The organism is Streptomyces sp. NPDC127119 (assembly GCF_042677425.1).
In the GTDB taxonomy this organism is placed as follows: domain Bacteria; phylum Actinomycetota; class Actinomycetes; order Streptomycetales; family Streptomycetaceae; genus Streptomyces.
Genome location: NZ_JBHXTO010000019.1, coordinates 45986 through 72027, shown reverse-complemented (window position 1 = coordinate 72027; position 26042 = coordinate 45986). Strand labels below are relative to the sequence as shown.

General features: G+C 69.7%; 27 protein-coding genes, 1 tRNA gene and 1 riboswitch. Of the genes, 19 read left to right on the top strand and 9 right to left on the bottom strand.

What is annotated here, in order from left to right; translation table 11 throughout:
• The first annotated feature begins 162 nt into the window (after nt 1-162).
• Together ACFVH5_RS12045 and ACFVH5_RS12040 are read left to right on the top strand one after the other, a co-directional pair.
• Nucleotides 163-1785, top strand: a complete 1623-nt coding sequence (locus ACFVH5_RS12045) for an RDD family protein (protein WP_385833425.1) — start codon at nt 163-165, stop codon at nt 1783-1785.
• 110 nt (nt 1786-1895) lie between these two features.
• The gene (locus ACFVH5_RS12040) at nt 1896-2636 is read left to right on the top strand and encodes an RDD family protein (protein WP_385833424.1); all 741 of its coding nucleotides are present in this window, start codon (nt 1896-1898) and stop codon (nt 2634-2636) included.
• A 173-nt stretch (nt 2637-2809) separates the two neighbouring features.
• Here ACFVH5_RS12040 and ACFVH5_RS12035 read toward each other — a convergent pair whose 3' ends face one another.
• Nucleotides 2810-3130, bottom strand: coding sequence for a hypothetical protein (locus ACFVH5_RS12035; RefSeq protein WP_385833423.1), 321 nt, complete (start codon nt 3128-3130; stop codon nt 2810-2812).
• A gap of 467 nt (nt 3131-3597) precedes the next feature.
• On the opposite strand from ACFVH5_RS12035, the gene ACFVH5_RS12030 reads away from it, so the two are divergent.
• Together ACFVH5_RS12030 and ACFVH5_RS12025 are read left to right on the top strand one after the other, a co-directional pair.
• On the top strand, nt 3598-5946 hold the full coding sequence (locus tag ACFVH5_RS12030) for an immune inhibitor A domain-containing protein (RefSeq protein WP_384805210.1): 2349 nt from the start codon (nt 3598-3600) through the stop codon (nt 5944-5946).
• A gap of 124 nt (nt 5947-6070) precedes the next feature.
• Nucleotides 6071-6403, top strand: a complete 333-nt coding sequence (locus tag ACFVH5_RS12025; protein ID WP_385833422.1) for a hypothetical protein — start codon at nt 6071-6073, stop codon at nt 6401-6403.
• A gap of 242 nt (nt 6404-6645) precedes the next feature.
• Here ACFVH5_RS12025 and ACFVH5_RS12020 read toward each other — a convergent pair whose 3' ends face one another.
• A complete protein-coding gene (locus ACFVH5_RS12020) occupies nt 6646-7230 on the bottom strand; it encodes a nicotinamidase (RefSeq protein WP_385833420.1) in 585 nt (194 codons plus the stop codon).
• Nucleotides 7231-7396: 166 nt separating this feature from the next.
• The gene (locus tag ACFVH5_RS12015; RefSeq protein ID WP_385833419.1) at nt 7397-8725 is read right to left on the bottom strand and encodes a nicotinate phosphoribosyltransferase; all 1329 of its coding nucleotides are present in this window, start codon (nt 8723-8725) and stop codon (nt 7397-7399) included.
• Between the two features lie 122 nt (nt 8726-8847).
• Here ACFVH5_RS12015 and clpS point away from each other — a divergent pair, with 122 nt between their 5' ends.
• The 7 genes from clpS (at nt 8848) to ACFVH5_RS11980 (ending at nt 14020) form a co-directional block, all read left to right on the top strand.
• The gene (gene clpS, locus ACFVH5_RS12010; protein ID WP_107015978.1) at nt 8848-9165 is read left to right on the top strand and encodes an ATP-dependent Clp protease adapter ClpS; all 318 of its coding nucleotides are present in this window, start codon (nt 8848-8850) and stop codon (nt 9163-9165) included.
• A 163-nt stretch (nt 9166-9328) separates the two neighbouring features.
• Nucleotides 9329-9934, top strand: coding sequence for a DUF2017 domain-containing protein (locus tag ACFVH5_RS12005; protein WP_107015979.1), 606 nt, complete (start codon nt 9329-9331; stop codon nt 9932-9934).
• Nucleotides 9935-10359: 425 nt separating this feature from the next.
• On the top strand, nt 10360-11820 hold the full coding sequence (locus ACFVH5_RS12000; RefSeq protein ID WP_385833418.1) for an amino acid permease: 1461 nt from the start codon (nt 10360-10362) through the stop codon (nt 11818-11820).
• A gap of 118 nt (nt 11821-11938) precedes the next feature.
• On the top strand, nt 11939-12361 hold the full coding sequence (locus tag ACFVH5_RS11995) for a Mov34/MPN/PAD-1 family protein (RefSeq protein ID WP_210882244.1): 423 nt from the start codon (nt 11939-11941) through the stop codon (nt 12359-12361).
• A 132-nt stretch (nt 12362-12493) separates the two neighbouring features.
• Nucleotides 12494-12595, top strand: coding sequence for a putative leader peptide (locus tag ACFVH5_RS11990; protein ID WP_313904860.1), 102 nt, complete (start codon nt 12494-12496; stop codon nt 12593-12595).
• Nucleotides 12596-12765: 170 nt separating this feature from the next.
• A complete protein-coding gene (locus ACFVH5_RS11985; RefSeq protein ID WP_189775146.1) occupies nt 12766-13044 on the top strand; it encodes a MoaD/ThiS family protein in 279 nt (92 codons plus the stop codon).
• A 25-nt stretch (nt 13045-13069) separates the two neighbouring features.
• Entirely contained in the window at nt 13070-14020 is a 951-nt protein-coding gene (locus ACFVH5_RS11980; RefSeq protein ID WP_385833417.1) for a PLP-dependent cysteine synthase family protein, read from the top strand.
• 181 nt (nt 14021-14201) lie between these two features.
• Here the strand turns inward: ACFVH5_RS11980 and ACFVH5_RS11975 are convergent, their stop codons facing one another.
• Nucleotides 14202-14693 (bottom strand): type II toxin-antitoxin system PemK/MazF family toxin, encoded by a 492-nt coding sequence (locus ACFVH5_RS11975; RefSeq protein ID WP_385833416.1) that lies wholly within the window; start codon nt 14691-14693, stop codon nt 14202-14204.
• Nucleotides 14694-14884: 191 nt separating this feature from the next.
• On the opposite strand from ACFVH5_RS11975, the gene ACFVH5_RS11970 reads away from it, so the two are divergent.
• Nucleotides 14885-15637, top strand: a complete 753-nt coding sequence (locus tag ACFVH5_RS11970; protein ID WP_385833415.1) for an MBL fold metallo-hydrolase — start codon at nt 14885-14887, stop codon at nt 15635-15637.
• Between the two features lie 78 nt (nt 15638-15715).
• Here the strand turns inward: ACFVH5_RS11970 and ACFVH5_RS11965 are convergent, their stop codons facing one another.
• Together ACFVH5_RS11965 and ACFVH5_RS11960 are read right to left on the bottom strand one after the other, a co-directional pair.
• Complete coding sequence (locus tag ACFVH5_RS11965) at nt 15716-16966, bottom strand: PTS transporter subunit EIIC (protein WP_385833413.1); 1251 nt, start codon at nt 16964-16966, stop codon at nt 15716-15718.
• Nucleotides 16967-17252: 286 nt separating this feature from the next.
• Nucleotides 17253-18539 carry a PTS transporter subunit EIIC gene (locus ACFVH5_RS11960; protein ID WP_385833412.1) on the bottom strand — a complete coding sequence of 429 codons (1287 nt, stop codon included), beginning with the start codon at nt 18537-18539 and terminating at the stop codon, nt 17253-17255.
• A 131-nt stretch (nt 18540-18670) separates the two neighbouring features.
• Between ACFVH5_RS11960 and ACFVH5_RS11955 the strand changes: the two genes are divergently transcribed.
• From ACFVH5_RS11955 to rdgB, 4 genes are all read left to right on the top strand, one after another.
• Complete coding sequence (locus ACFVH5_RS11955; protein ID WP_384805189.1) at nt 18671-18970, top strand: glucose PTS transporter subunit EIIB; 300 nt, start codon at nt 18671-18673, stop codon at nt 18968-18970.
• A gap of 93 nt (nt 18971-19063) precedes the next feature.
• A complete protein-coding gene (rph, locus tag ACFVH5_RS11950; RefSeq protein WP_385833411.1) occupies nt 19064-19801 on the top strand; it encodes a ribonuclease PH in 738 nt (245 codons plus the stop codon).
• 169 nt (nt 19802-19970) lie between these two features.
• Complete coding sequence (locus tag ACFVH5_RS11945) at nt 19971-20375, top strand: hypothetical protein (protein WP_384805185.1); 405 nt, start codon at nt 19971-19973, stop codon at nt 20373-20375.
• Nucleotides 20376-20457: 82 nt separating this feature from the next.
• Entirely contained in the window at nt 20458-21060 is a 603-nt protein-coding gene (rdgB, locus tag ACFVH5_RS11940) for an RdgB/HAM1 family non-canonical purine NTP pyrophosphatase (protein WP_385833409.1), read from the top strand.
• 98 nt (nt 21061-21158) lie between these two features.
• Here the strand turns inward: rdgB and ACFVH5_RS11935 are convergent.
• Nucleotides 21159-21243, bottom strand: a tRNA-Leu gene (locus tag ACFVH5_RS11935).
• A 101-nt stretch (nt 21244-21344) separates the two neighbouring features.
• Nucleotides 21345-21812: a thioredoxin-dependent thiol peroxidase gene (gene bcp, locus ACFVH5_RS11930; protein ID WP_381833322.1), complete on the bottom strand. Its 468-nt coding sequence runs from the start codon at nt 21810-21812 to the stop codon at nt 21345-21347.
• Nucleotides 21813-21980: 168 nt separating this feature from the next.
• Here bcp and ACFVH5_RS11925 point away from each other — a divergent pair, with 168 nt between their 5' ends.
• From ACFVH5_RS11925 to ACFVH5_RS11915, 3 genes are all read left to right on the top strand, one after another.
• The gene (locus ACFVH5_RS11925; protein ID WP_385833408.1) at nt 21981-22319 is read left to right on the top strand and encodes a DUF3618 domain-containing protein; all 339 of its coding nucleotides are present in this window, start codon (nt 21981-21983) and stop codon (nt 22317-22319) included.
• A gap of 78 nt (nt 22320-22397) precedes the next feature.
• Nucleotides 22398-22754 (top strand): co-chaperone GroES, encoded by a 357-nt coding sequence (locus ACFVH5_RS11920; RefSeq protein ID WP_107015997.1) that lies wholly within the window; start codon nt 22398-22400, stop codon nt 22752-22754.
• Between the two features lie 102 nt (nt 22755-22856).
• Nucleotides 22857-22920: riboswitch (guanidine-III (ykkC-III) riboswitch) on the top strand.
• A gap of 28 nt (nt 22921-22948) precedes the next feature.
• A complete protein-coding gene (locus ACFVH5_RS11915; protein WP_384805179.1) occupies nt 22949-23269 on the top strand; it encodes a DMT family transporter in 321 nt (106 codons plus the stop codon).
• Between the two features lie 49 nt (nt 23270-23318).
• Here ACFVH5_RS11915 and ACFVH5_RS11910 read toward each other — a convergent pair whose 3' ends face one another.
• Nucleotides 23319-26000 carry a transglycosylase domain-containing protein gene (locus ACFVH5_RS11910; RefSeq protein WP_385833407.1) on the bottom strand — a complete coding sequence of 894 codons (2682 nt, stop codon included), beginning with the start codon at nt 25998-26000 and terminating at the stop codon, nt 23319-23321.
• Between the last annotated feature and the right edge of the window lie 42 nt (nt 26001-26042).

Sequence of the window (26042 nt, the reverse complement as noted above, 5' to 3'; positions counted from 1 at the left end):
GCAGGGCCCCGGACCGTCGCGCCTATACCGTGCCGAGGCCGGAAATGGTGGGGGAACCGCGCTCGAAGGGGGTAGGTACACCAGGAGCGGCAGTGGCGGTTGCGCCCGTCTGATAGATGTGGACGCTCAACACGACCCCCGAGCAGATACGGGACGACGGACATGAGCGCCCCAACCCCGGCCCCCGGCGACGACAGGCCCCGCGAGGGGTACTACCCGGACCCGTCCATTCCTGGATATGTCCGGTACTGGAACGGTGCCGCATGGGTGCCGGGCACCAGCCGGCCGGCGCCCGGCGGCGACCCGGCCGCCTCACCCGCTTCGGCCCCCTCGGCCGCGAACGCGCAGCCCGCACCCGTGTCCACGGAGGAGACGGGCCCGCACTTCTTCGACGAGGACCCGCCCGCCGCGGGCCCGTCGCCCGCCGAGGCCCAGCACGGCAGCCGCCCCGAACCGGCCACCGCGTGGGGCGCCGACCGCTCCCGGCAGACCGGCTTCGGCGGCGATCCGGACCGCCGGGTCCGCTGGGGTTCACCGGACCCGCGGGTACCGGCGGAGTCCGCGCAACCGGCACAGCCGGCCCAGCCCGCGCCGCAGGCGCAGGCCGCCGTACCGCAGCCCCAGTCCGCATCCCCGGTCCAGTCGGCCGCGCAGCCCGACGGCAGGTCGGACCACACGGACGGCACGGCCACGTTCCAGGGGGCCGACTCCGAGCGGGACCCGGGGGCGCCCATGCCTCCTCCCTCCGGCGGCACGGTGGTCTTCCGCAGGCCCACGGGCCCCACGGGTTCGCCCGGCGCCACGGGTTCGGCCGGTGCCATGGGTGCCGGGCGCGCGCATGTCGCGGGCGCGTCCGGCGCGGCGCGCGCGCAGACCCCGGGCACGGGAGCCGCCGCCTCCGGCAGCCCCGCCTCCGGCGTCCCCGGTTCCCGCGAACCCCTCGTCGCCGAGGGCACGATGAGCTTCAGGCGGACGCCGCAGCGGTCGGGACAGCAGCGCGGTACGCAGTCGGTCGCGGCCCAGCAGCCCACGGGCGCGGCCCAGCCCACGGCCCCGGCACAGCCGTCCCCCGCAGCCCCGGCCCCGCAGCAGCAGTCCACCCCCACCGTCCCCCCGCAGGCGGTCCCTCCGCAGGCCGTCACTCCGCAGGCGCAGGCGCCGATGAGCGCGGGTCCCGGTGGCGGACAGCCGTCCTGGGCCCAGCAGGTGCACCGGCTGGCCGGGGCGGACGAGGACCAGCCCGTCGTGCCGTGGAAGCCGGTGCGGGAGGACCCGTTCCAGTCGGTCGTCCGCTCCCAGGCCGAGGCGCGTCCGGCGGGGCTCGGGAAGCGGTTCGCCGCCCGGCTCGTGGACACGCTCGTGCTGGCCGCGGTCACCGGCGCGGCCGCGGTTCCGCTGGGCACCAGGGCGCTGGACCACGTCAACGAGAAGATCGACGCGGCCAAGCTCTCCGGCGAGACGGTCACGGTGTGGCTGCTGGACGGCACGACCGCCCTCTACCTCGGCATCGTCCTCGCCGTCCTGATCGTCTTCGGCGTCCTCTACGAGGCCCTGCCCAACGCCAAGTGGGGCCGCACCCTCGGCAAGAAACTGTTCGGCCTCCAGGTGCGGGACATCGAGGGAGGCGACCCGCCGTCGTTCGGCCTGGCCCTGCGGCGCTGGCTCGTCTACAGCGTCCCGTGCCTTCTCGGCATCGGTGTCGTGGGTGTCGTGTGGGGCCTGTTCGACCGCCCGTGGCGGCAGTGCTGGCACGACAAGGCGGCCCATACGTTCGTCGCGGGCTGACGGCACCCGGCGGCCGTACCGGAGGACTGTTCCGGACGGCCGCTCCGGCCGATACCCCGTACGGCCGTCCCCCGTTGGCGCGGCCGTGGGGTTCGCGGTCGACTCGGGACATGACCACCGAGCCGCCGCCGCCCCCTCCGGACGACGATCCGTTCCAGAAGCCGCCGGACGAGGACCCGTTCAAGAAGCAGCAGCCGCCGCCCCAGCAGTCGCAGCCGCCGCAGCCGCCACCCGGCCAGGGCGGCGGCTCCCCGTACGGCGCCGCACCCCCGCCTCCCGGCGCCGCACCACCGCCCTACGGTGGCGGCGCCGGCCACCCCTACGGCGGTGGCGGTGCCCCTTACGGCGGTGGCGGCCAGGACCCCTACGGCGGAGGCCCGTACAGCAACGATCCGCTCGCCGGGATGCCGCCGCTCGCCGACAGCGGCAAACGCGTCCTCGCGCGGATCATCGACATGGTCCTCGTCCTCATCGTGGTGTGGCTGCTGACATGGGGCTTCGGCGTCAACGAGTACGACGTGGACACGGACAAGATCCAGTACGGCAAGTCCTTCGGGCAGTCCCTGATCGCCCTGCTGCTCTACGTCGGGTACGACACCTTCCTGACCACCAGGTCGGGACAGACCCTCGGCAAGAAGTGGCTGCATCTGCGGGTGGCGAACCTCGACAACGGTTCCACGCCGTCCGTGCAGACCTCACTGGTCCGCGCGCTGGTGCTGTGGGTGCCGTTCGCGTTCTGCTGCGCGTGCATCTGGACCGCGATCGCCGGCGGCTGGAGCTTCTTCGACAAGCCGTACAAGCAGGGGCTGCACGACAAGGCGGCCAAGACCGTGGTGGTCAGCACCGGCTGAACCGCCCGACGGCGGGCGGCGGGCGGTTCAGGAGCCGGACGTCAGGAGCCGGACGGCAGGGGTCGGGCGGCAAGCGGCCGACGGTGAGCGGTGAAAGCCGCTGTCCGGACAGCCGGGTCCGTTCGGACGGGCCGTGTGAACCGGGCCCGTCCGGACCGAACCGGACTGCGGACTCAGGCGCGTTCGCGTATCGGCTCGGACGCGCTCGCGGCGGCGACGGTCTCGCGCCGGGCCGAGAGCCGCGGTTCCGGAAGACGCTGATCCGGAACGCGCTGGTCCGCGACGGCGACGCGCGAGGGAGTGGTGGCCACGGCCGCGGTGGGCTTCGGCGTGGGAACCGTCATGGCCACGAGGAGACCGAGCACGAGGGCGGAGAGCGCGATGATCACGACTCCCAGGCCCGAACTCGTCTGTGACAGCAGCAGCATGGCGAGCGTGGAGAAGAGCACGGTGCAGGAACCGTAGGCGAGCTGTGCGGCGGTCGGACGAGGCATGGCAGTTCCGTCCTCGGGGTGGGGGTCTCCCCCCGGTGCCTCTCGCGATGGGGGAGGTGCGAATAAGAAGCAAGGCTGCGACAACGGTGTCGCTTGGCAAATCACCGGAAATCCGGCGCGCCGCCAACCGACTCTATTCGCCTGTCTGCCCGAGGGGAACGAGCAGTAAGCGTGACCTAACCCACGGTGCCGGAGCACAGGGGGCGCACGGAATCATGGCTTCTGCCAACCCGTCTTTTGAACGCGCCTGTTGAGCGGTACACGGATCTCCGTGAGCGGGCCGGTACCGGAACCCGGTGCCGGACAGCGAGCACATAGCTCACTTGACCTGTTCAAGTCAAGGTCTGTCTTTTCTCCTTCAACTCCGATCGAATGTCGTCACTTGTGACGCGCATAGAGCGCGCGCGGACTCCATAACCTGGACACCCTCCTTCCGCGCGCCCGGGCGTGAGGGAGGACTGCATCAAGTGACCAGCAGACCATGGACGTTCAGAGCAGCCGCAGTGGGTGTCGCGCTCACCGCGGCAGCCGCCACGTTCTCGACCTTCGCGGTGGCGCAGGCCGCCGACGCCGGCGACCAGCCGGCCGCGGCCGCGAACCGGCAGGACCCGGCCCGTGCCGGGGACGACGCCGAGCACGAGCACGACCTGAAGGGACCCCTGACCGACCGTCAGGAGGCCCAGCGCGAGGAGGCCCTCAAGAGGGTCATCTCCGGCGACGCCAAGCCCGTCAAGCGCGGCGGTTCGCAGGTCGTGAAGCTCCAGAACGGCAAGTACGTGGAGCTCGGCCGTGAGAAGACCGACGAGATCTTCACGATCCTCGTCGAGTTCGGCGACAAGGTGGACAGCCGCTACGGCGGCACCCCCGGGCCGCTGCACAACCAGATAGCCGAGCCGGACCGTGCCGAGGACAACAGCACGGACTGGAAGGCGGACTACAACACCAAGCACTACAAGGACCTCTACTTCGGCACCGGCAACGGTGTCGAGTCGATGAAGAAGTACTACGAGAAGCAGTCCTCGGGCCGCTACTCCATCGACGGCACGGTCTCCGACTGGGTCAAGGTGCCCTACAACGAGGCCCGCTACGGCTCCAACAAGTGCGACCCCGACACCTGCGCGTGGAACGCCGTCGCCGACGGTGTCACCGCCTGGGTCGACGCCCAGAAGGCGGCCGGCAAGTCCGACGCCGACATCAAGACCGCGCTGTCCGCCTACGACAAGTGGGACCGCAACGACTTCGACGGCGACGGCAACTTCAACGAGCCCGACGGCTACATCGACCACTTCCAGATCGTGCACGCCGGTGAGGACGAGTCCGCGGGCGGCGGCGCCCAGGGCGACGACGCGATCTGGGCCCACCGCTGGTACGCGTTCGGCACCGACGCAGGCGCCACCGGCCCCACGGGCAACAAGATGGGCGGCGCGCAGATCGGCGACTCCGGCATCTGGGTCGGCGACTACACGATCCAGCCGGAGAACGGCGGACTCGGCGTCTTCGCCCACGAGTACGGCCACGACCTCGGTCTGCCGGACCACTACGACACGACCAACACGGCGGAGAACTCCACCGCGTTCTGGACGCTGATGTCCTCCGGTTCGTGGCTCGGCACCGGCAAGAACGCCATCGGTGACCTGCCCGGCGACATGACCGCCTGGGACAAGCTGCAGCTCGGCTGGCTGAAGTACGACACGGCGAAGGCCGCGAAGCGCTCCACCCACACGCTGGGCGTGGCCGAGTACAACACCAAGAAGGCCCAGGCGCTGGTGGTCGAACTGCCGAAGAAGGCGGTCACCACCGAGGTCGTCCCCCCGGCGCAGGGCGCCACCCAGTGGTGGAGCGGCAGCGCGAACAACCTCAAGAACACGCTGACCCGTTCCGTGGACCTCACGGGCAAGTCGGCGGCGACGCTGACCCTCGACGGGTACTACGACATCGAGACGGACTTCGACTACCTCTACACCGAGGTCTCCACCGACGGCGGCGCCAAGTGGACGGCCATCGACGGAACGGTCGACGGCCAGGCGATCCCGCGTGACGCCAGCGGCAGCCCCGCGCTGACCGGCACGTCGGCCGCGTACACGAAGCTGTCGTACCCGCTCGACGCCTACGCGGGCCAGAAGTTCGACCTGCGCTTCCGCTACTCCACCGACGGCGGCGTGGCCCAGAAGGGCTTCGCGGCGGACCGCATCACCGTCACCGCCGACGGCTCCGCGGTCTTCTCGGACGACGCCGAGACCGCCGACGCGGCGTGGAAGTCCAACGGCTTCTCCCGTATCGGCGCGTCCTTCACCAACGACTACGCGCAGTACTACATCGCGGAGAACCGTCAGTACGTGTCGTACGACAAGACCCTGAAGGTCGGCCCGTACAACTTCGGTTTCGCGTCCACGCGTCCGTCCTGGGTGGAGCACTTCCCCTACCAGAACGGTCTGTTGATCTGGAAGTGGGACACCTCCCAGCGTGACAACAACGTCAGCCAGCACAAGGGCACCGGCCTGCTGCTGCCGGTGGACGCCCACCCGACGGCGCTGAAGTGGTCCGACGGCACGCTGATGCGCAACCGCATCCAGTCCTACGACTCGCCGTTCAGCTCGTACCGGACGGACGGTCTCACGCTCCACAAGGCGGACGTCGCGACGAAGATCAAGTCGCAGCCGGGGAACCGGATCTTCAACGACCGCACGAACACGTACTACGACCCGGCCAACCCGACCGGGGGTGTCAAGATCACTGACACCAACACGAAGATCGCGATCGTCAAGGAGCCCCGCGACGGCTCGACGATCACCGTGAAGGTCTCCGCCGCGAAGTAATAGGAGACGTTTTCGCAGGTCAAACCATGATCGGCCGCGACCCCCTGGCGGGTCGCGGCCGATCGTGTTTAGGTGCGTCCTGTGACTCTCTTATTGACACCGGATCTCGCGGGGGTATGACCGAATGGCCGCAGGAGGCTTCTGCAAGCTGCCGAACGGCACTGTCGTGGTGGCGTTGAACCTGCCCCGGCCGCTTGCCGCGGGCACCGGTTCGGTGCGGGTGCTGGTGCATGCGCACAACCGCGCCCGCGCGCTGACGCGGCTGCGCAACCTGGGGTTGCGGGCGGTGTATCTGCGCGGCAACGGGCAGCCTCCTACGCCGGACGAGGTCACGGCCGTCCTGCACCATCCCGACGGCCTCATATGGCGCACGGCGCCGGGTGTGGACGCGCTGGCGTCGGAGCTCTGGCACCCGATCCGCACGCTGATGCGACAGCCGGCGACGCCGACGCCGTAAGGGGCGCGCGCTTTTAGGGGCGCGGCCGGCCACGAGGCGCCTGCGGCGGGCCGAGGGCGTGCTGTTGCGGGCGTACGTGTCGGCTGCGTCGGCCTGGGCCCCGTAAGGGGCGCGGGGAACTGCGCGGCCAGCCACGACGGATCTGCAGCGGGACGACAACGCGCTTCGGGCCTGCGTGTCGGCTGCGGGCCGGTGGGGGCTTGTCGCGCCGTTCCTCGCGCCCCTGACGGGGCCGGGCGGGGTCAGACCACTGGTTTGCCGGTGAGTTCTACGCCTGCTTCTCGGAGGGCGTCCAGGGCCTGGGTCGTCGTGTCCGGGGCCACGCCCGCCGTGAGGTCGAGCAGGACCTGCGTGCGGAAACCCTCCCGCGCCGCGTCCAGGGCCGTCGCCTTCACGCAGTGGTCCGTGGCGATGCCCACCACGTCGACCTCGGTGATCTCCCGCGTACGCAGCCAGTCGCCCAGCGAGACGCCGTTCTCGTCGGCGCCCTCGAAGCCGCTGTACGCGGCCGAGTACGCGCCCTTGTCGAAGACCGCGTCGATCGCGCCGGAGGCGACCGCCGGAGCGAAGTTCGGGTGGAAGCCCACCCCCTCCGTGCCGGCCACGCAGTGCGCGGGCCAGGAGTGGACGTAGTCGGGGTTGTCCGCGAAGTGACCCCCGGGAGCGATGTGGTGGTCGCGGGTCGCGACCACGTGGCGGTAGCCGGCGGGGGCCTGCCCGATCAGTTCCGTGATCGCGGCGGCCACGTCCGCCCCGCCGGGCACCGCGAGGCTGCCTCCCTCGCAGAAGTCGTTCTGGACGTCTACGACGATCAGGGCGCGGCGCATGGGCGGTGTCCTTCGGCTCGGCACCGGCGCTCCGCGGGGGAGGCCGGTGGTGTCGTGCGGGTTGTCGGGCCCCTTCAGGGCGCGGGCGTTGCCGTGCCCTTTCCCGGCTTGTCGCCCGTTCACTCCCGTACGGGCCCGGGCCGTCGGCCGGCCGGGCCCGCGGGTCTCACACGTACTCGGTCGGAATGACGGCGTCGCCCCGCGACAGCTGTGTCGCGGACAGGGGCAGGTTCGCGCGGGCCGCCGCGTGCCGGTCGCGTACGACGTCCAGCGGTTCGCGGGCGACGACCTGGCCGCCCTTGACGAGCTGCACCAGGAGCTGGTTGTCGGCGAGCTCGGCGGGAACCGCCCCCGTGCCGATCACCTCGGCCTCGGCGACCCCGTGCTCGTCGAGCCGCCGCGCGGCCCACTTGCGGCCGCCGATGGACGTCTTGCCGCCCGAGGACTTCTTGGCGACCGGCAGGAGCGGAGCCTTCGGGTCCGCCGACTCGGCACGCGCGACGATCTTGTAGACCATCGAGCACGTCGGATGCCCGGAACCCGTCACCAGCTGGGTGCCCACCCCGTACGCGTCCACGGGCGCCGCGGCCAGCGAGGCGATCGCGTACTCGTCGAGGTCCGAGGTCACGGTGATCCGGGTCTTCGTGGCGCCCAGCTCGTCCAGCTGCTGCCGTACCCGGTGCGCCACGAGCAGCAGGTCACCGGAGTCGATGCGGACGGCGCCCAGCTCGGGCCCGGCCACCTCGACGGCCAGCCGCACGGCCTCGGCGACGTCGTACGTGTCCACGAGGAGCGTGGTGCCCCGGCCGAGCGAGTCCACCTGGGCGCGGAAGGCGTCCCGCTCGGTGTCGTGCACGAGGGTGAAGGCGTGGGCGGACGTGCCGACCGTGGGGATGCCGTAGCGGAACCCCGCGGCCAGGTCGGAGGTGGTGGTGAAGCCGCCGACGTACGCCGCGCGGGACGCCGCCACCGCGGCCAGTTCGTGGGTGCGCCGGGCGCCCATCTCGATCAGCGGGCGCCCGCCGGCCGCCGAGGCCATCCGGGAGGCGGCGGCCGCGATGGCCGAGTCGTGGTTGAGGATGGAGAGGATGACGGTCTCCAGGAGCACGCACTCCGCGAAGGAGCCCTCGACCCGCAGGACCGGTGACCCGGCGAAGTACACCTCGCCCTCCGGGTAGCCCCAGATGTCCCCGCCGAAGCGGTACGAGGACAGCCACTCGAGCGTCGGCTCGTCCACGACGTTCCGCTCGCGCAGGAAGCCGATGACGTCCGCGTCGAAGCGGAAGTTCTCCACCGCGTCCAGGACCCGCCCGGTGCCGGCGACGACTCCGTAGCGGCGGCCCTCGGGCAGACGGCGGGTGAAGACCTCGAAGACCGAACGCCGGTCGGCCGTGCCGCCCTGGAGAGCGGCCTGCAGCATGGTCAGCTCGTAATGGTCCGTGAAGAGAGCTGTCGACGGCACATCCACCGGCAGTCCCAGGTCCGCAGTGTTCATGACCGGGATGCTACCCCTATCTCGTCACTCTGACGATTTCTAGGCCGTGTGATGTGCGGCTCGCCCGCGATGCGCATGATTTGCGGGCCTCGTTTGGCCGGGCAGCCGTCTGTGGTGGCAGCATGGGCCGTGTGACGGCTCCCGCACCCCTAGAGACCGAAAAGACCGAGTCGGCTGAGGAGGTCTTCGCCGTAACCGAGCCCGACGTTCCCTGGGTGACCATCGTCCACAACGATCCGGTCAACCTGATGAGCTACGTGACCTACGTCTTCCAGTCGTACTTCGGGTACTCGAAGGACAAGGCCACCAAGCTGATGATGGACGTACACCACAAGGGCCGGGCCGTTGTCTCCAGCGGCACCCGTGAGGAGATGGAACGCGATGTGCAGGCCATGCACGGCTACGGTCTGTGGGCCACCCTCCAGCACGACCGGAAATGACCCGGCCGAGGACCGCGAGACCGCAGACCGTGAGACCGGACATCGCAGGACCGGAGACCGCAGGACCGGAGACCGCGGGACCGGCCACGGCAGGACCGGCACCCGCCCGACGCCGGCGCAGCACCCGACGCCCGCGCAGCACTGGAAGTAGCGACGCAACCTGATGCCAGGACACTTCGAACCGCTCCCCGGCGGCGGCGCGGCCGTCGCGCTCGACGAGGTCGAGATCTCCATCATCCGCTCCCTCGCCGTACAGCTCCTGGAGCTCATCGGACCGGGCCCCGGCGGGGACGTCTCCGACGACCCGCTCGCCGAACTGTTCGCGGAGGGGCCGAGCGAGCCGCCCTCGGACCCCGTGCTGAAGCGCCTCTTCCCGGACGCGTACAGCGGCCCCGACGTCGAGGCCACCTCGCCCGAGCAGGCCGAGGAGCAGCGCGCGTACTCCTCGGAGTTCCGCCGCTTCACCGAGAACGACCTGCGCGCCGGCAAGCGGGACAACGCCCTCGTGGTGATCCGCTCCCTGGACGGCGTCGCGGCCGTGGGGGAGGGGGGAGCGGTCCTGAAGCTGACCTCCGAGGAATCGAAGCAGTGGCTCAGCTGCCTCAACGACCTGCGCCTCGCGATCGGCTCCCGGCTGGACGTCGTCGACGAGGAGGACACGGACCTTCTCTACCGGCTCCCCGACGAGGACCCGCGCAAGCCGATGGTGATGGCGTACCTGTGGCTCGGCGGACTGCAGGAGACGCTGGTCGAGACCTTGATGCCGTGACGCGAAGCCGTCGGTGGATCCGGCGGCGGATCCGTCGGTGAAGCCGCGGGCGAAGCCGTCGGTGACGGTGTATCGAACGTTCGCTCAGCGGACGCTCAAATCCGGATAACGATCACATCACCACCCGGGCCTGCAATGTGGGCCCGGGTGTCGTATGTCCGCTTCTTCCTGTGGCATGCGCTACAAGCGGCCCGAACGACGAATGTTGCGGCCGTGATAAATCTTCTCGATCGCTCGGCGGGACACCACCCATGTCCTGCCGGGTGCGCCACTGATCCGGCCACAGCCGGCCAGGCGCGCGCGGCCTCGGGAAGGCCGTGCGGCGGGCTCGGGGAGCCCGCTCGACTCCAGTGATCCGGGGGGATTCGGAAACCGGACCGAAGCCGACGAAGGCTCGGACCGGTATGGAGAAAGGCGCATCAGACATGACCTCGGTGCAGGTCGGTAAGCACGACGACGAGCGGGGCGGCAACGGCGCCGCCGACGGCGACGCCCCCGGAGAAGGCTACGAACGCGGGCTCGGCAGCCGTCAGGTCCAGATGATCGCGATCGGCGGCGCGATCGGCGTCGGCCTCTTCCTGGGCGCCGGGGCGAACATCGCCAAGGCGGGCCCCAGCCTCATCCTCATGTACGCCCTCGCGGGCGTCATCATCTTCTTCATCATGCGGGCCCTCGGTGAGCTGCTGCTCTACCGCCCGGTCTCGGGCTCCTTCGCGGAGTACTCCCGTGAGTTCCTCGGTCCGTTCTTCGGCTACTTCACCGGCTGGACGTACTGGCTGATGTGGGTCGTCACCGGCATGGCGGAACTCACCGCCGCCGCGATCTACGTCAACTACTGGTTCCCGCAGATCCCGCAGTGGGTCACGGCTCTGGTCTTCCTGGTCGTGCTCTTCGTGGCGAACCTGATCTCCGTCAAGCTCTTCGGCGAGATCGAGTTCTGGTTCTCGATGGTCAAGGTCACCGCGCTCATCGGCATGATCGTGATCGGCCTCGGCGTGCTCACCTTCGGCTTCAGCTCCGCGGGCGACACCGCCGCCGTGTCCAACCTCTGGGCCGTCGACGGCTTCTTCCCCAAGGGCATCGGCTCGTCCCTGATGACCCTCCAGGGCGTGATGTTCGCCTACCTGGCCGTCGAACTCGTCGGCGTCACCGCGGGCGAGTCCGAGAACCCGGAGAAGACCCTCCCCAAGGCGATCAACACCCTGCCCTGGCGCATCGCCCTCTTCTACGTCGGCGCGCTCACGGTCATCCTCTGTGTCGTGAAGTGGACGGAGTTCGCGCCGGGCGTGAGCCCCTTCGTCGCGGCCTTCGCGAAGATCGGTATCCCGGCGGGCGCCGGCATCGTCAACTTCGTCGTGCTGACGGCGGCCCTGTCCTCCTGCAACTCCGGCATGTACTCCACGGGCCGCATGCTGCGCACCCTGGCCGACAACGGCGAGGCCCCGAGGATCTTCAACAAGCTGTCCTCCACCAGGACGCCCGCGTTCGGTATCACCCTCTCCGTGCTCTTCATGGGCGTCGGCGTGATCCTGAACTACATCGTCCCGGAGAAGGCCTTCGGTTACGTCGTCTCGGTGGCCACCGCGGCCGGCATCTGGACCTGGCTCATGATCCTGATCAGCCACATCCTGTACCGCCGCGCCGTCGACGCGGGCCGCCTGCCCGCCTCGCCCTTCCCGGCCCCGGGCGGCTCGAAGTTCAGCTGGGTCGCCGTCGTGTTCCTGCTCTTCGTGACCTGCCTCATCGCGTACGACGCCGAGTCCCGTGTCTGCCTGTACGTGATGGCCGGCTGGGCCGCGGCGCTGGGCATCGGCTGGGCCGTGCTGAAGTCCCGCAACCCGGAGGTCACCGAGCGCCGCGAGCCGGAGTTCGAGAAGGCCAACTGACGGCAATCCGCGGGTTGCCGTCTCGGACGGGGCACTCCTCGTCGCCCCGGACGCCCAGCATGTGGGCAGCCCCGTACCACTCTCCGGTACGGGGCTGCCGTCTGCCTATCCTGGCCCCATGCTGACCATCACCCAGGCCCTCGTCGACCAGATCGTCGCGCACGCGCGCCAGGACCATCCCGACGAGGCGTGCGGCGTGATCGCGGGCCCGGAGGGCACCGGCCGCCCCGAGCGCTTCATCCCCATGCTGAACGCGGCGATGTCGCCCACGTTCTACGAGTTCGACTCGGGGGACCTGCTCAAGCTGTACCGCGAGATGGACGACCGCGACGAGGAACCGGTCGTCGTCTACCACTCGCACACGTCCACCGAGGCCCACCCCTCCCGCACGGACATCAACCTCGCGAGCGAGCCGAACGCCCACTACGTCCTCGTCTCGACCGCCGACACCGACGGGCTCGGGGACTTCCAGTTCCGCTCGTTCCGGATCGTGGACGGCGAGGTCACGGAGGAGGAGGTCACGGTGGTGGAGGCGTACTGAGCCCCCTCACGGACCCCCCAGTTCACGTCCGGTCCGCGCCCGACTCCGCCTGATCCCATACTTCGGGCAGAATTCATCCACTATCTGAGATCACATTCCGGGACCCGGACCGGGAATCGATACGATGAGCCCATGGTTTCCCACGACGTGAGCGACAAGACGCCGGGCATGCTGCTCGTGGCGCGGCTGCACGTCGACCTGTGCAGGCTGCAGAGCGCCATCTGTACGCGCTGAACCCTGCCGCCGTACGGCCGTGAGAGCCTCGGCTCCGCGCGGGGCCGCGACCGGCGTCCCCCGCCCGCCCCGGCACGGTTTCCGCACGCACCGCCTAGCGCGACCCCGTGCAAGCCCACCCAGACCCGACTCGCCTTCCGACTTCCGCTTTCCGACAGGAGCCCGCAACCATGGCCATCGAGGTCCGCATCCCCACCATCCTCCGCACCTACACCGACGGCCAGAAGGCCGTCGAGGGCGGCGGGGAGACCCTTGCCGCGCTCTTCGCCGACCTCGAAAGCCGTCACACGGGCATCCAGGCCCGGATCGTGGACGGGGGCGAACTGCGCCGCTTCGTGAACGTGTACCTGAACGACGAGGACGTCCGCTTCCTCGACGGCATCAACACCAAGCTCACCGACGGCGACAGCGTCACCATCCTGCCGGCCGTCGCCGGCGGCATGGTCTGACCGGGCTGCCGGGCTCTGATCGCTGATGCGCTACGACTCCCCGCTGGCCGCGGTGGGCAACACCCCTCTGGTGCGCCTGCCGCGGCTCTCGCCGTCCGCCGACGTCCGTATCTGGGCGAAGCTCGAGGACCGCAACCCGACCGGCTCGGTCAAGGACCGCCCCGCGCTCCACATGGTCGAACAGGCCGAGAAGGACGGCCGGCTGACACCCGGCTGCACGATCCTCGAACCGACGTCCGGCAACACCGGCATCTCGCTCGCCATGGCCGCGAAGCTCAAGGGCTACCGCATGGTGTGCGTCATGCCCGAGAACACCTCGCAGGAGCGGCGGGACCTGCTCGGCATGTGGGGCGCCGAGATCATCCCCTCGCCCGCGGCGGGCGGCTCCAACACGGCGGTGCGCGTGGCGAAGGAGCTGGCCGCCGAGCACCCCGACTGGGTGATGCTCTACCAGTACGGCAACCCTGACAACGCGGGCGCGCACTACGCGACCACGGGCCCCGAGATCCTCGCCGACCTGCCGTCCGTCACGCACTTCGTCGCCGGACTCGGCACCACCGGGACGCTGATGGGCGTGGGCCGGTTCCTGCGCGAGCACAAGCCCGACGTGAAGATCGTCGCGGCCGAGCCGCGCTACGACGACCTCGTCTACGGTCTGCGCAACCTCGACGAGGGCTTCGTACCGGAGCTGTACGACGCGTCCGTGCTGACCACCCGCTTCTCGGTCGGCTCGGCCGACGCGGTGACCCGTACGCGGGAGCTCCTCCAGCAGGAGGGCATCTTCGCCGGGGTGTCCACGGGGGCCGCGCTCCACGCCGCGATCGGAGTCGGCCGCAAGGCCGTGACGGCGGGCGAGCCCGCCGACATCGTCTTCGTGGTGGCCGACGGCGGCTGGAAGTACCTGTCGACGGGCGTCTACACGGCGGAGACGACGGAGGAAGCGATCGCGACGCTCCAGGGGCAGCTCTGGGCGTAGGGGTTTTCTCGCCCCCGCCGCCCCTACCCTTCCCGTCACTGTGTCCTCGAACGCCGGACGGGCTGAATACGTTTCAGCCCGTCCGGCGTCTGAGGACGAGCGCGCAGCGCGATCAGGGGGCGAGGGGCGCAGCCCCATGCGTGGACGGGAACGGGTAGGGGCGGCGGGGGCGGAAAACGCCCTACCGCGCAAGGTGCCGCACCCGGTCCCAGACCCGCGCGTCCACTTCCCCCACTCGCCGCCGGAACTCCCGCACGGGCACTCCCCGCAACTCACCCGTCTCAAGAAAACTCGTGCGCCCCCGCGCATCCCCCACCGACCCCGCGGGCAGCGCGATGACCCCGTCCCGCCCGTCGTCGTGGTACTTCGTCGTGATCTTCGCGACCACGGCCTTGCGTCCGCGTACCGACAGGACCAGGCAGGGCCGGTCCTTCGCGCCGGGCCCGTCCTCGAACGGCACGTTCGCCCACCAGATCTCGGCGGGCTGAGGCCGCGACGGACGCCGTACACCGTCGGCGCGTCCGGGCGGACGGTGAGTGGGGCGCTGCCCGGGGCGCTGCGCGGGACGCCGTCGGGCGGACGGCTTGCGCCCCCGTCCCCACCCGTCCACGAACGTCGCCACGGCCGCGAGCAGCACCACGGCCGCCAGCGCGAGCCACCACGACATGTTCATGCGTACGACGGTACCCGGGATGCCCGAGCCCACGCCCGCACGCCCCCGAACCGGTGACAGCGCAGGTGAGTTCCCCCACAACAGCCCTCGACGGAGGAGCGACCCGCCCTTTCGCGCCTTACGCTCGACGGACCGTAAGACCCCTGTCACGACCCCCGTCTTCACTCCCCGCCCGCGGAGGTTTCCGCTCTATGAAGCTCACCGTCGTCGGCTGCTCGGGGTCGTTCCCGTCCGCGGAATCGGCCTGTTCGAGCTACCTCGTCGAGGCCGACGGCTTCCGGCTGCTTCTCGACATGGGCAACGGTGCCCTTGGCGAGCTGCAGCGCCACTGCGGTCTCTACGACCTCGATGCGATCTTCCTCAGCCATCTGCACGCCGACCACTGCATCGACATGTGCGCGTACTTCGTCGCGCGCTACTACCGCCATGACGGCGGGCGCTGCGATCCGATCCCGGTCTACGGACCCGAGGGCACGGAGCAGCGCCTGACCACCGCGTACGCGGACACCCCCTCCGCCTCCTCCATGAGCGAGGTCTTCGACTTCCACACGGTCAAGCCGGGCTCCTTCGAGATCGGCCCGTTCTCGGTGCACACCGAGAAGGTCAGCCATCCCGTGGAGGCGTACGGCATCCGCGTGGAGCACGGCGGGCGGTCGCTGACCTACTCCGGGGACACGGGCGTGTGCGACACGCTCGACGAACTGGCCCGGGACACGGACCTGTTCCTCTGCGAGGCCGCGTTCACCCACGGCAAGGAGAACATCCCGGACCTGCACCTCAACGGCCGCGAGGCCGGCGAGACCGCGACCCGTGCGGGCGCGCGCCGCCTGGTCCTCACCCACATCCCCCCGTGGACGGACCCCCAGGCGAACCTGGACCACGCCCGAGAGGTCTTCACCGGCCCGGTGGAACTGGCGACGCCTCGGGCGACGTACGACATCTGACGACAGTCGGAAGCAGCACAGGGCCCCCGGAGCAGATCCGCTCCGGGGGCCCTGTGCTGTGTCACGCCGTGCGAGGACTCACGCCTTGGTGAGGTCCTCGACCTCCTCGTCGGGCTCGCGGCCCGGGGTGGCGAGGTTGAACTTGATGATCGCGAAGCGGAAGGTCACGTAGTAGACCGCCGCGAAGACCAGACCGATCGGGATGATCAGCCATGGCTTGGTGGCGAGGTTCCAGTTCAGGAAGTAGTCGATGGCACCGGCGGAGAAGCTGAAGCCGTGGTGCACGCCCAGCGCCCAGGTGATCGCCATCGACAGGGCGGTCAGGACCGCGTGGATCACGTACAGGAGCGGTGCGATGAACATGAACGAGAACTCGATCGGCTCCGTGATGCCGGTGACGAACGAGGTCAGCGCGAGGGAGATCATCATGCCGCCGACGGCCTTGCGGCGCTCGGGGCGGGCGCAGTGCGTGATCGCGAGGGCCGCGGCCGGGAGCGCGAACATCATGATGGGGAAGAAGCCCGTCATGAACTGACCGGCGGTCGGGTCACCGTGGAAGAAGCGCGGCAGGTCACCGTGCCAGAGGGCGCCCGCGGAGTCCTTGTAGGAGCCGATCTCCTGCCAGGCGACGGTGTTGACGAACTGGTGCATGCCGACCGGGAGCAGCGCGCGGTTGATCGCGCCGAAGATGCCCGCGCCGACCGCGCCGAGGCCGGTCATCCACTCGCCGAAGTTGGTGATGACGTCGCCGACGGGCTCCCAGACCAGACCGAAGAAGACGCCGACCGCGGTGCCGATGAAGGCCATCAGGATCGGGACGAGGCGACGGCCGTTGAAGAAGCCGAGCCAGTCGGGCAGCTTGGTGCGGTGGAACCGCTGCCAGGTGACGGCGGCTATCAGGCCCATCACGATGCCGCCGAGGACCTTGGGGTCGTTGTAGGTCGCGGCGACGTCCGCGCCGTCCTGGACCTTGGCGTCGGTGATCGGGAACGCGGTGAGCACGTTCTTGTAGACCAGGAAGCCGACCAGCGCCGCGAGGGCGGTGGAGCCGTCGGACTTCTTGGCGAAGCCGATGGCGATGCCGACGCAGAACAGCAGCGGCAGGTTGGCGAAGACCGCGTCACCGGCCGTGGCGAACACGGAGGCGACCTTGTCCCAGCCGAGTCCGTCGGCGCCGAACACGTCGGGCTGGCCGAGCCGGAGCAGGATGCCGGCGGCCGGCAGCACGGCGATGGGGAGCTGCAGGCTGCGGCCGACCTTCTGCAGGCCCTGGAGCAGGCCGGAGCCCCACCTCTTCGTGGGGGCCGCCGGAGCTGTGGCGGTGGTCATTGTTCCTCCATGTGCTGCGTGCTGCCGGGGACGGAAAGGGAGAGAAAAAGGGAGAGCAAGAGGGTGCACGAGGGATGGACAGCATCCGCGTGGTCTACACCACTCAGTGGTGTAGACCTGTTGTAGCACGGTGAAGGTGAGATAAGGAACCCGCCAGTTTTGTGGCCCCGGCGATAGCGGGAGGCTCGGCTCAGATCGTTATCAACGCGAACCGGGAGCACGCCGAAGGGCCCCCGGACCGGTCGGCCGGGGGCCCTTCACGGGGCACGGGGTCCTCGCCCGCGCGCTACGCCTTCGTCACGTCCTCGACCTCGTCCTCCGGCTCCCGCCCCGGCGTCCGCAGATCGAACTTCGTGATCGCGAAACGGAAGACCGCGTAGTAGACGACCGCGAAACACAGCCCGATCGGGATGATCGCCCAGGGTCTCGTGGCGAGGTTCCAGTTGATGACGTAGTCGATCAGACCGGCCGAGAAGCTGAAACCGTCATGCACCCCGAGCCCCCACGTCACCGCCATGGAGACACCGGTCAGCACCGCGTGGACCGCGTACAGGAGCGGCGCGATGAACACGAACGAGTACTCGATCGGTTCCGTGATGCCCGTGACGAACGAGGTCAGCGCGATCGACAGCATCAGGCCCCCGATCTCCTTGCGGCGATGCGGCTTCGCGCAGTGCGTCATGGCCAGGCACGCGGCAGGCAGCGCGAACATCATGATGGGGAAGAACCCGGACGTGAACTGGCCCGCGTTCGGGTCGCCCGCCAGGAACATGTTGATGTCACCGTGCACGACCGACCCGTCCGGCTTGGTGAAGCTGCCGAACTGGAACCAGATGGGCACGTTCAGGAACTGGTGCAGCCCGATCACCAGCAGCGCACGGTTGGCGATACCGAAGACACCCGCACCCCACGCCCCCAGACTCACCAGCCAGTCGCTGAAGTCCTCCAGGCCCCGGCCGATCGGCGGCCACACCCACAGGCACAGCGCGGCGAACGCGATCGCCACGAACGCCATGATGATCGGCACCAGCCGGCGGCCGTTGAAGAAGCCCAGCCAGTCGACGAGCCTCGTGCGGTGGTAGCGCTGCCAGAAGTAGGCCGCCATCAGCCCGATGGCGATACCGCCGAACACACCCGGATTCTGGTACGTGAAGACCGCCACCGTGCCGTCCTGCGCCTGGCAGCCCGCCGCCACCGCCTTCGCCTGGTCCGCACAGTCCTCCGGGAACTGCCGCAGCACGCTGTAGTAGACGAGGAAACCGGCCGTGGCCGCCAGCGCCGTCGAACCGTCCGACTTCTTCGCCATCCCGATCGCCACACCGATGCAGAACAGCAGCGGCAGACCGAGCGAACCGTCGAGCAGCGCGCCGCCCGCGCCCGCCATCACCTTCGAGACGTTCGTCCAGCCGAGACCGTCTGCCCCGAACACGTCGGGCTGCCCCAGCCGGTTGAGGATGCCCGCCGCCGGCAGTACCGCGATGGGCAATTGCAGGCTGCGGCCCATCTTCTGCAGCCCCTGGAACAGATCGCTCCACCGGGAGCGCGCGGGCACGACCGCGCTGTCGGCACTCATGGGTGTCCTCCTGCGTCCCAGGTTTGGCGGCCGCCGAAAACTGGTGTAGACCAGTCAGCGAACGATGTGTGAACGGTTCTCGCTGTCGTGATCGCCATCATTCGGCAGAGGCGACGTGGCCGCTCGCGAAGATGGGCCAACTGTGGGTTACTGCGAAAAAGCGCTGCGACAAAGCGGTTCGGATCAGGGAGAAGGACATGGCCAGCAAGGCTGAGAAGATCGTCGCCGGGCTCGGTGGCATCGACAACATCGAAGAGGTCGAGGGCTGCATCACCCGGCTGCGCACCGAGGTCGTCGACCCGAGCAAGGTCGACGAGGCCGCCCTGAAGGCCGCGGGCGCCCACGGCGTCGTCAAGATGGGCACCGCGATCCAGGTCGTCATCGGCACCGACGCCGACCCGATCGCCGCCGACATCGAAGACATGATGTAACTGCCGGGACGGACGTCGAAGTCCCACCCGGTCGAGGGGCCGCTTCCGTATACGGGGGCGGCCCCTCACCCGTATACGACTAGGCTCTTCGCCATGTCTCGCATCGACGGCCGCACGCCCGAACAGCTCCGCCCGATCACCATCGAACGCGGCTGGAGCAAGCACGCCGAGGGCTCCGTCCTCGTCTCCTTCGGCGACACGAAGGTCTTCTGCACCGCCTCCGTCACCGAAGGCGTCCCGCGCTGGCGCAAGGGCAGCGGCGAAGGCTGGGTGACCGCCGAGTACTCCATGCTTCCCCGCGCCACCAACTCCCGCGGCGACCGCGAGTCCGTCCGCGGCAAGATCGGCGGCCGCACCCACGAGATCAGTCGGCTCATCGGCCGCTCCCTGCGCGCGGTCATCGACTGCAAGGCGCTCGGCGAGAACACCATCGTCCTGGACTGCGACGTCCTCCAGGCCGACGGAGGCACCCGCACCGCCGCCATCACCGGCGCGTACGTCGCCCTCGCCGACGCCGTCACCTGGGCCCAGGGCAAGAAGCTCATCAAGGCCAACCGGCAGCCCCTCACCGGAACGGTCAGCGCCGTCTCCGTCGGCATCGTCGGCGGCCTCCCCCTCCTCGACCTCTGCTACGAGGAGGACGTCCGCGCCGACACCGACATGAACGTCGTGTGCACCGGCGACGGCCGCTTCGTCGAGGTCCAAGGCACCGCCGAGGCCGAGCCGTTCGACCGCGACGAGCTCAACTCCCTTCTCGATCTGGCCGTTCTGGGCTGCACGGAACTCGCTGTCGCCCAGCGCACGGCACTTGATACCGTCCTCGAAAGGTAAAGGACGTACCAAGAAGGCCGCAGGTCGCGGGCAACCACGGCACCGGCGGTCGCGTCCCTACAGGTGCGGGCGAACGGCACACCACCGTCTCGCCCGGCCAGTACCAAACGGGGGCCCTGAGGCCTACGAAACGGGGCCCTCGGGGGCCTGACCACGGGAGGACCGTTCCATGGCCGCGAGCCGCCGCCGACCACGCCGTATCACCGCCGTCGCCGCAGCAGTGGCAGCCGTCGCGCTGACGGCCGGGCTCACCACCGGCTGCGACGCCGTCAACAAGGCGCTCGACTGCGTCCAGACCGCCGACACGATCGCCGACAGCGTCACCGACCTCCAGCAGGCCGTGGAGAACGCCGGCGACGACCCGAGGCAGGCCGACGAGGCACTCGACTCGATCGACAAGAACCTCGACACCATCGGCGACAAGACCGACGACACCGACATCAACAAGGCCGTGGACGACCTCCAGAAGGCGGTCGGCAACGTCCGTGACGCCATCAACGACGGTGACGCGACCCCGGACATCAGCCCCGTCACCGACGCGGCGGGCGAACTCACCAAGGTCTGCACCCCGTAGCGACACCGGCCGGCCCCCGCGGGCGGCGAACGATCACGGGCGGCACGCGAACAGCTGCGTCCACCTGGCTAGGGTGAGCACCATGACCCGCCTGATCCTCGCCACCCGCAACCCCGGAAAGATCACCGAGCTGAGGGCGATCCTCGCCGCGTCGGATCTGCCCCACGAACTCGTCGGCGCGGACGCCTACCCGGAGATCCCCGACGTCAAGGAGACCGGCGTCACCTTCGCCGAGAACGCGCTCCTCAAGGCCCACGCCCTCGCCCGCGCCACCGGACTCCCGGCCGTCGCCGACGACTCCGGCCTGTGCGTCGACGTACTCGGCGGCGCCCCCGGCATCTTCTCCGCCCGCTGGTCCGGCACCCACGGTGACGACCGCGCCAACCTCGCCCTCCTCCTCGCCCAGCTCGGCGACATCGCCGACGGCCACCGCGCCGCCCACTTCGCCTGCGCCGCCGCCCTCGCCCTGCCCGACGGCACCGAGCGCGTGGTCGAGGGCCGGCTGCGGGGCACCCTGCGCCACGCCCCCTCCGGCGCCAACGGCTTCGGCTACGACCCGATCCTCCAGCCCGACGGCGACACCCGCACCTGCGCGGAACTGACCCCGGACGAGAAGAACGCGATCAGCCACCGGGGCAAGGCGTTCCGAGAACTGGTACCGGTGGTGAGGGAACTGCTGGGCTGACAGAGCCGGACGGTCGGAAGTTCGGACCTGGCATGTGCCACGCTTGGCGCAAAGCAACGGCCTGTGAATCAGTCCTTCGATTCACAGGCCGTCTGCCGTGCGGCGGAAGGGATTCGAACCCTCAAGCCGTTTCACGGGCCACAGATCCTAAGTCTGCTGCGTCAACCGTTGCGCCACCGCCGCCAGCGCATGCCATCGTACCGGTCAAGTGGTCGGTGGTTGGCGGGGGTTTGCGTCACGCGGTCCACGGGTCTACGGGTCCACTGCTCCGCGGACCTGGGGCGTCAGATCTCCAGGTCCTTGATGATCTTGGCGACGTGGCCCGTTGCGCGGACGTTGTACAGGGCCCGTTCCACCTTGCCCTCCTCGTCCACCACGATCGTGGAGCGGATGACGCCCATGTAGGTCTTGCCGTAGTTCTTCTTCTCGCCGAACGCGCCGTACGCGTCCAGGACCGTCTTGTCCGGGTCGGCGACCAGGGTGACCTTCAGGTTCTCCTGCTCGCGGAACTTGGCGAGTTTCTCCGGCTTGTCGGGGGAGACGCCGATGACGTCGTAGCCGGCGCCCGCGAGCAGGTCCAGGTTGTCGGTGAAGTCGCAGGCCTGCTTGGTGCAGCCCGGAGTGAGGGCGGACGGGTAGAAGTACACGATGACCTTGCGGCCCTTGTGGTCGGCAAGGGACACCTCGTTGCCGTCGGCGTCGGGCAGGGTGAAGGCGGGGGCGGTGTCGCCGGGCTGGAGTCGCTCGCTCATCTCGGTTCGGTCTCCTTGCGAGGTGGTGGATACGGAACCGAGCGTAATGGGGGTGCCGGGCGGTGCGCGGAGGGTGAAGCTGACAGACTGTCGATCAGGTACAGGGCCGACAGGAACCGGCCATGGACCGGCCACGGGAAGAAACGACCACGATTACGGAGGCAGCGCGTGTCGGACACGTCGAGCACGCCGGACACCAGGACTCCGGCGCAGATCGAGGCGGACATCAAACGCCGTCGCGAAACCCTCGCCGAGACGCTCGACGAGATCGGGGTCCGGGTGCACCCGAAGACCATCGTCGGGGACGCCAAGGCCAAGGTGGCGTCCAGCGTCGACCACACCCTCGGACGCGCCTACGTCGGCGTCAACCGCGTCGTCGACGACGTGAAGGGCCAGTTCGTCACGGAGGACGGGGCGCCGCGGCTGGACCGCATCGTGCCCGTGGCCCTCGTGGTGGTCGGCGTCGTCGGACTGCTCACCCTGAACACCAGGCGCCGCAGGCGCTGAGCCGGGCCGGCCCGGCCGCGGCCCACTACGTACGACCCACCCACGTACGAGTGGCGCGAAGGCAGGTAAATTCGGACCGTGAGCGCCAAGAGGACTGAGCCCAGCAGCCAGCACGACAAGCTGCCCATCCGGATGCTGCACGACCGTGTGCTCGTGCGGCAGGACGCCGCCGAGGGTGAGCGCCGGTCCGGTGGCGGCATCCTGATCCCCGCGACCGCGGCGGTGGGCCGGCGGCTTGCCTGGGCCGAGGTCGTGGCGGTCGGGCAGAACGTACGGACGGTGGAGCCGGGTGACCGGGTGCTGTACGACCCGGAGGACCGTGCCGAGGTCGAGGTGCGCGGTACCGCGTACGTGCTGATGCGCGAGCGGGATCTGCACGCCGTCGCCGCGGACCGGTTCGAGGGGTCCGAGGACTCCACCGGCCTGTACCTCTAGATCTTCATACAGGTCTTCATGCAGATCTTCAGACAGATCTTCATGAGCGGCAGGAACGGCCGAAGGGGCTGGTGACCATCGTCACCAGCCCCTTCCGCCTGCTCCTTGCTACCTTGGAAGCAACCCGACGAGACGCGCCGTACCGGGCAGGAAAAGACGACGCACCCCTGTTGATTCCTTCACGGAGGTGCCCCATGGCCTGGGTCCTGCTTGTCGTCGCCGGTCTGCTCGAAGTCGGCTGGTCGGTCGGTATGAAGTACACCGACGGGTTCACGCGGCTCGTGCCCAGCGTGTTCACCGGCGCCGGCATCGTCGCCAGCATGTTGCTGCTGTCGTACGCGGCGAAGACACTGCCCATCGGTACCGCGTACGGCGTCTGGGTGGGCATCGGCGCGGCCGGGGCGGCGGTGTACGGCATGGCGGTGCTCGGTGAACCGACGACCGCCGCCCGGATCTTCTTCGTCTGTCTGCTGCTGGTGGCCGTGGTCGGGCTGAAGGCGACCTCCGGCCACTGACCACCAGCCACTAAGCACCAGTCACCAGTCACTCGACGGGCGGCCGGGGCTACGGGAAGTCCCCGAACGTCGTCCCCGTGCTCCCGACCCCGCCGTCCCCGGTGGTGCCGCCCGTCCCGCCGTCCGTTGTGGCACCGCCGTCCCCGGTGGTGCCACCCGTGCCGCCGTCGGTGGTCGCACCGCCGTCGGTCGTCGTGCCGCCGGTGCCGGTGGTACCGCCGTCCGTGGTGGTGCCGCCGCCTCCGGTGGTCGTGCCGCCGGTGTCGGTGGTGCCCCCGTCGGTGGTGGTGCCGCCGTTGTCCTGGCCCTGGGTGCCCGGGGTCTCCTCGCCTCCGGTGGTCGTACCGCCCGTGTCGGTGGTGCCGCCCGTGGCGGTCGCGTCCTCGTCGGGGTCGGCCGGCGGGAGCTCCTGCTCCTCGGCGCCGTCCTGGAGTTTCAGGTCGAAGTCCTTGACCGCGACACCCTTCAGCGCGGCCTTGGTGTACTGGGCCCAGATCTGCGCCGGGTATCCGCCGCCGTTGATACGCGCCTGCCCGAGCGCCCCGTACAGCGACTTGTGGGCGCCGGTGTCGGGGTCCTGGCCCATCACGGCGACGACCGTGGCGAGGTTCGGGGTGTAGCCCGCGAACCAGGCCGCCTTGTCGTCCTCCGCGGTGCCCGTCTTGCCCGCCACGGGACGCCCGGCGGCCTGCGCGGCCGTACCCGTGCCGCCCTCGACGACGCTCTGCAGGATCGACGTCGTCGTGTCGGCGGACTCCCGGCTGACGGCCTGCTCGGTCTTCTCGTCCGGCAGCTTCACGTCCTCGGAGCCGTCCTTGGTGACCTTCTCGATCATCGTGTACGTGCCGTGCTTGCCGTGGTTGGCGAGGGTCGCGTACGCCTCCGTCATGTCGAGGACGCTCGCGGTGGCTGTGCCGAGCGCGATGGACGGGGACGCGTTCAGGTCGGGGGTGTCGGCCGGGATGCCGAGGTCGACGGCGGTCTGCTCGACCTTCGCGGAGCCGACGTCCACGGCCATTTGCGCGTACACGGAGTTCACGGACTTGTCGGTGGCGGTACGGACCGGGATCTGGCCGTACGAGACCTGGTCCTCGTTCTCCGGGGCGTACGTGCCGCCGTCCCAGCCCTGCACGGGCCGCTTGTTCGTGCCGTCGTAGACGGTGTTCGGGGTGATCGTGCGGCCGTCCTGGGTGACCGAGTCGTTCTGCACGGCCGAGGTGAACACGAACGGCTTGAAGATGGAGCCGACCTGGTAGTCCCGGCGCGTGGCGTTGTTGTAGTACTGCTTCGTGTAGTCGATGCCGCCGTACATCGCGAGGACCTTGCCGGTCTTCGGGTCGATGGAGGCGCCGCCCGCGCGGACGTAGTTGTCGACCTTGCGGTCCTTCTTGTCGAGTTCGTCCATCACCTGGTCGTCGACGGCCTTCACGAAGGCGTCCTGCTTGGGCTTCTGCAGGGTGGTCGTGATGCGGTAGCCGCCCGCGTTCAGCGCGTCCTCGCCGAGGATCTTGTTGTCGGCGAGGTAGTCGTTGACGGCCTTGACGATGTAGCCGCGCTGGCCCGACATCCCGGCCGCGACCACCGTCTCCTTGGGCGCCGGGAACTCGACGTCCGCCCGCGCCGACTGGCTGATCCACTTCTTCTTGACCATGCCGTCGAGCACGTAGTTCCAGCGGGCCAGCGCGGCCGGCTTGTTCTCGGGGTGCGCGACCACGTCGTACTCGCTCGGCGCGTTCAGGAGCGCCGCCAGGTAGGCGCCCTGCCCGGCCGACAGGCCCTTGGCGTCGACGCCGTAGTAGGCCTGGGCCGCGGCCTGGATGCCGTACGCGTTGCGGCCGAAGTAGCTGGTGTTGAGGTAGCCCTCAAGGATGTCGTCCTTGCTCTTCTCACGGTCCAGCTTGATGGAGATGAAGAACTCCTTCACCTTCCGCGTGACCGTCTGCTCCTGAGCCAGGTAGTAGTTCTTCACGTACTGCTGGGTGATCGTCGAGCCGGACTGCTTGCCCTTGCCGGTCGCGGTGTTCCAGCCCGCGCGGAGCATCGCCTTGGGGTCGACCGCGGACTCGGTGTAGAAGTCGCGGTCCTCGGCGGCGAGCACCGCGTGCTGGGCGTCCTTGGAGATCAGGGACAGGTCCACGTTCTCGCGGTTCACCTCGCCGTCGCGGGCGAGTTGGCTGCCGTCCGCGTACAGGTACACGTTGCTCTGCTTGATCGCGGTCGCGTTCGCCGACGGGATCTTCACCAGGTAGTAGCCGAGCGCGAACGCGCCGACGAGCAGCAGGACCACGCCGACGAACGTGCCGAGCACCATCCGCCAGGTCGGGATCAGCCGCTTCCAGCCGGTGCGCTTGGGCCGCTTGGCCTTCTTCTCCTTCGCGGGCTTCCCGGGCTCCTCGGGCTGTTCACCGGGTGCGGCTCCCGCGTCGACGGACGCGGCCGTCAGCGCGACGGTCGCGTCGTCCCGCGCGGCCGGGTCGCCCGGTCCGCCCGATCCGTCCGGTGCGTCCGTCGTCCCGCCCGACGCGGCCCGTGCAGTGTTCGGTGCCGTGTCCGGTGCGGTGTCCGGCGCCGTCCCCGACGCCTTGCCGGGCGCGCCCGGCTCACTCGGCTTACCCGAAGCGCCCGATGCGCCAGATGTGCCCGGTGGTTCCGACGCGGCCGCCGAGGCGGAGTCGGGATCTCGCGGTGCCCAGCCCTCGCTCGGCTGCTGCGGCTGCGGCTGGTCGTTCATCTTGTGCCGTGCTCCCGTTTCACGTCGTACGTCTGGTACGCC

What these genes read in the sequence shown, in the direction of transcription:
- ACFVH5_RS12035 (WP_385833423.1), bottom strand. Translation starts at nt 3,130, where the DNA reads ATGCCTCGTCCGACCGCCGCACAGCTCGCCTACGGTTCCTGCACCGTG.
- ACFVH5_RS11965 (WP_385833413.1), bottom strand. Translation starts at nt 16,966, where the DNA reads ATGACCACCGCCACAGCTCCGGCGGCCCCCACGAAGAGGTGGGGCTCC.
- ACFVH5_RS12020 (WP_385833420.1), bottom strand. Translation starts at nt 7,230, where the DNA reads ATGCGCCGCGCCCTGATCGTCGTAGACGTCCAGAACGACTTCTGCGAG.
- ACFVH5_RS12040 (WP_385833424.1), top strand. Translation starts at nt 1,896, where the DNA reads ATGACCACCGAGCCGCCGCCGCCCCCTCCGGACGACGATCCGTTCCAG.
- ACFVH5_RS11945 (WP_384805185.1), top strand. Translation starts at nt 19,971, where the DNA reads ATGGCCGCGAGCCGCCGCCGACCACGCCGTATCACCGCCGTCGCCGCA.
- ACFVH5_RS12025 (WP_385833422.1), top strand. Translation starts at nt 6,071, where the DNA reads ATGGCCGCAGGAGGCTTCTGCAAGCTGCCGAACGGCACTGTCGTGGTG.
- ACFVH5_RS11985 (WP_189775146.1), top strand. Translation starts at nt 12,766, where the DNA reads ATGGCCATCGAGGTCCGCATCCCCACCATCCTCCGCACCTACACCGAC.
- ACFVH5_RS11960 (WP_385833412.1), bottom strand. Translation starts at nt 18,539, where the DNA reads ATGAGTGCCGACAGCGCGGTCGTGCCCGCGCGCTCCCGGTGGAGCGAT.
- rdgB (WP_385833409.1), top strand. Translation starts at nt 20,458, where the DNA reads ATGACCCGCCTGATCCTCGCCACCCGCAACCCCGGAAAGATCACCGAG.
- ACFVH5_RS12005 (WP_107015979.1), top strand. Translation starts at nt 9,329, where the DNA reads ATGCCAGGACACTTCGAACCGCTCCCCGGCGGCGGCGCGGCCGTCGCG.
- ACFVH5_RS12015 (WP_385833419.1), bottom strand. Translation starts at nt 8,725, where the DNA reads ATGAACACTGCGGACCTGGGACTGCCGGTGGATGTGCCGTCGACAGCT.
- ACFVH5_RS12045 (WP_385833425.1), top strand. Translation starts at nt 163, where the DNA reads ATGAGCGCCCCAACCCCGGCCCCCGGCGACGACAGGCCCCGCGAGGGG.
- ACFVH5_RS11955 (WP_384805189.1), top strand. Translation starts at nt 18,671, where the DNA reads ATGGGCCAACTGTGGGTTACTGCGAAAAAGCGCTGCGACAAAGCGGTT.
- ACFVH5_RS11915 (WP_384805179.1), top strand. Translation starts at nt 22,949, where the DNA reads ATGGCCTGGGTCCTGCTTGTCGTCGCCGGTCTGCTCGAAGTCGGCTGG.
- ACFVH5_RS11990 (WP_313904860.1), top strand. Translation starts at nt 12,494, where the DNA reads ATGGTTTCCCACGACGTGAGCGACAAGACGCCGGGCATGCTGCTCGTG.
- ACFVH5_RS11975 (WP_385833416.1), bottom strand. Translation starts at nt 14,693, where the DNA reads ATGAACATGTCGTGGTGGCTCGCGCTGGCGGCCGTGGTGCTGCTCGCG.
- ACFVH5_RS11995 (WP_210882244.1), top strand. Translation starts at nt 11,939, where the DNA reads ATGCTGACCATCACCCAGGCCCTCGTCGACCAGATCGTCGCGCACGCG.
- bcp (WP_381833322.1), bottom strand. Translation starts at nt 21,812, where the DNA reads ATGAGCGAGCGACTCCAGCCCGGCGACACCGCCCCCGCCTTCACCCTG.
- ACFVH5_RS11980 (WP_385833417.1), top strand. Translation starts at nt 13,070, where the DNA reads ATGCGCTACGACTCCCCGCTGGCCGCGGTGGGCAACACCCCTCTGGTG.
- clpS (WP_107015978.1), top strand. Translation starts at nt 8,848, where the DNA reads ATGGGCCGTGTGACGGCTCCCGCACCCCTAGAGACCGAAAAGACCGAG.
- ACFVH5_RS12000 (WP_385833418.1), top strand. Translation starts at nt 10,360, where the DNA reads ATGACCTCGGTGCAGGTCGGTAAGCACGACGACGAGCGGGGCGGCAAC.
- rph (WP_385833411.1), top strand. Translation starts at nt 19,064, where the DNA reads ATGTCTCGCATCGACGGCCGCACGCCCGAACAGCTCCGCCCGATCACC.
- ACFVH5_RS11970 (WP_385833415.1), top strand. Translation starts at nt 14,885, where the DNA reads ATGAAGCTCACCGTCGTCGGCTGCTCGGGGTCGTTCCCGTCCGCGGAA.
- ACFVH5_RS11910 (WP_385833407.1), bottom strand. Translation starts at nt 26,000, where the DNA reads ATGAACGACCAGCCGCAGCCGCAGCAGCCGAGCGAGGGCTGGGCACCG.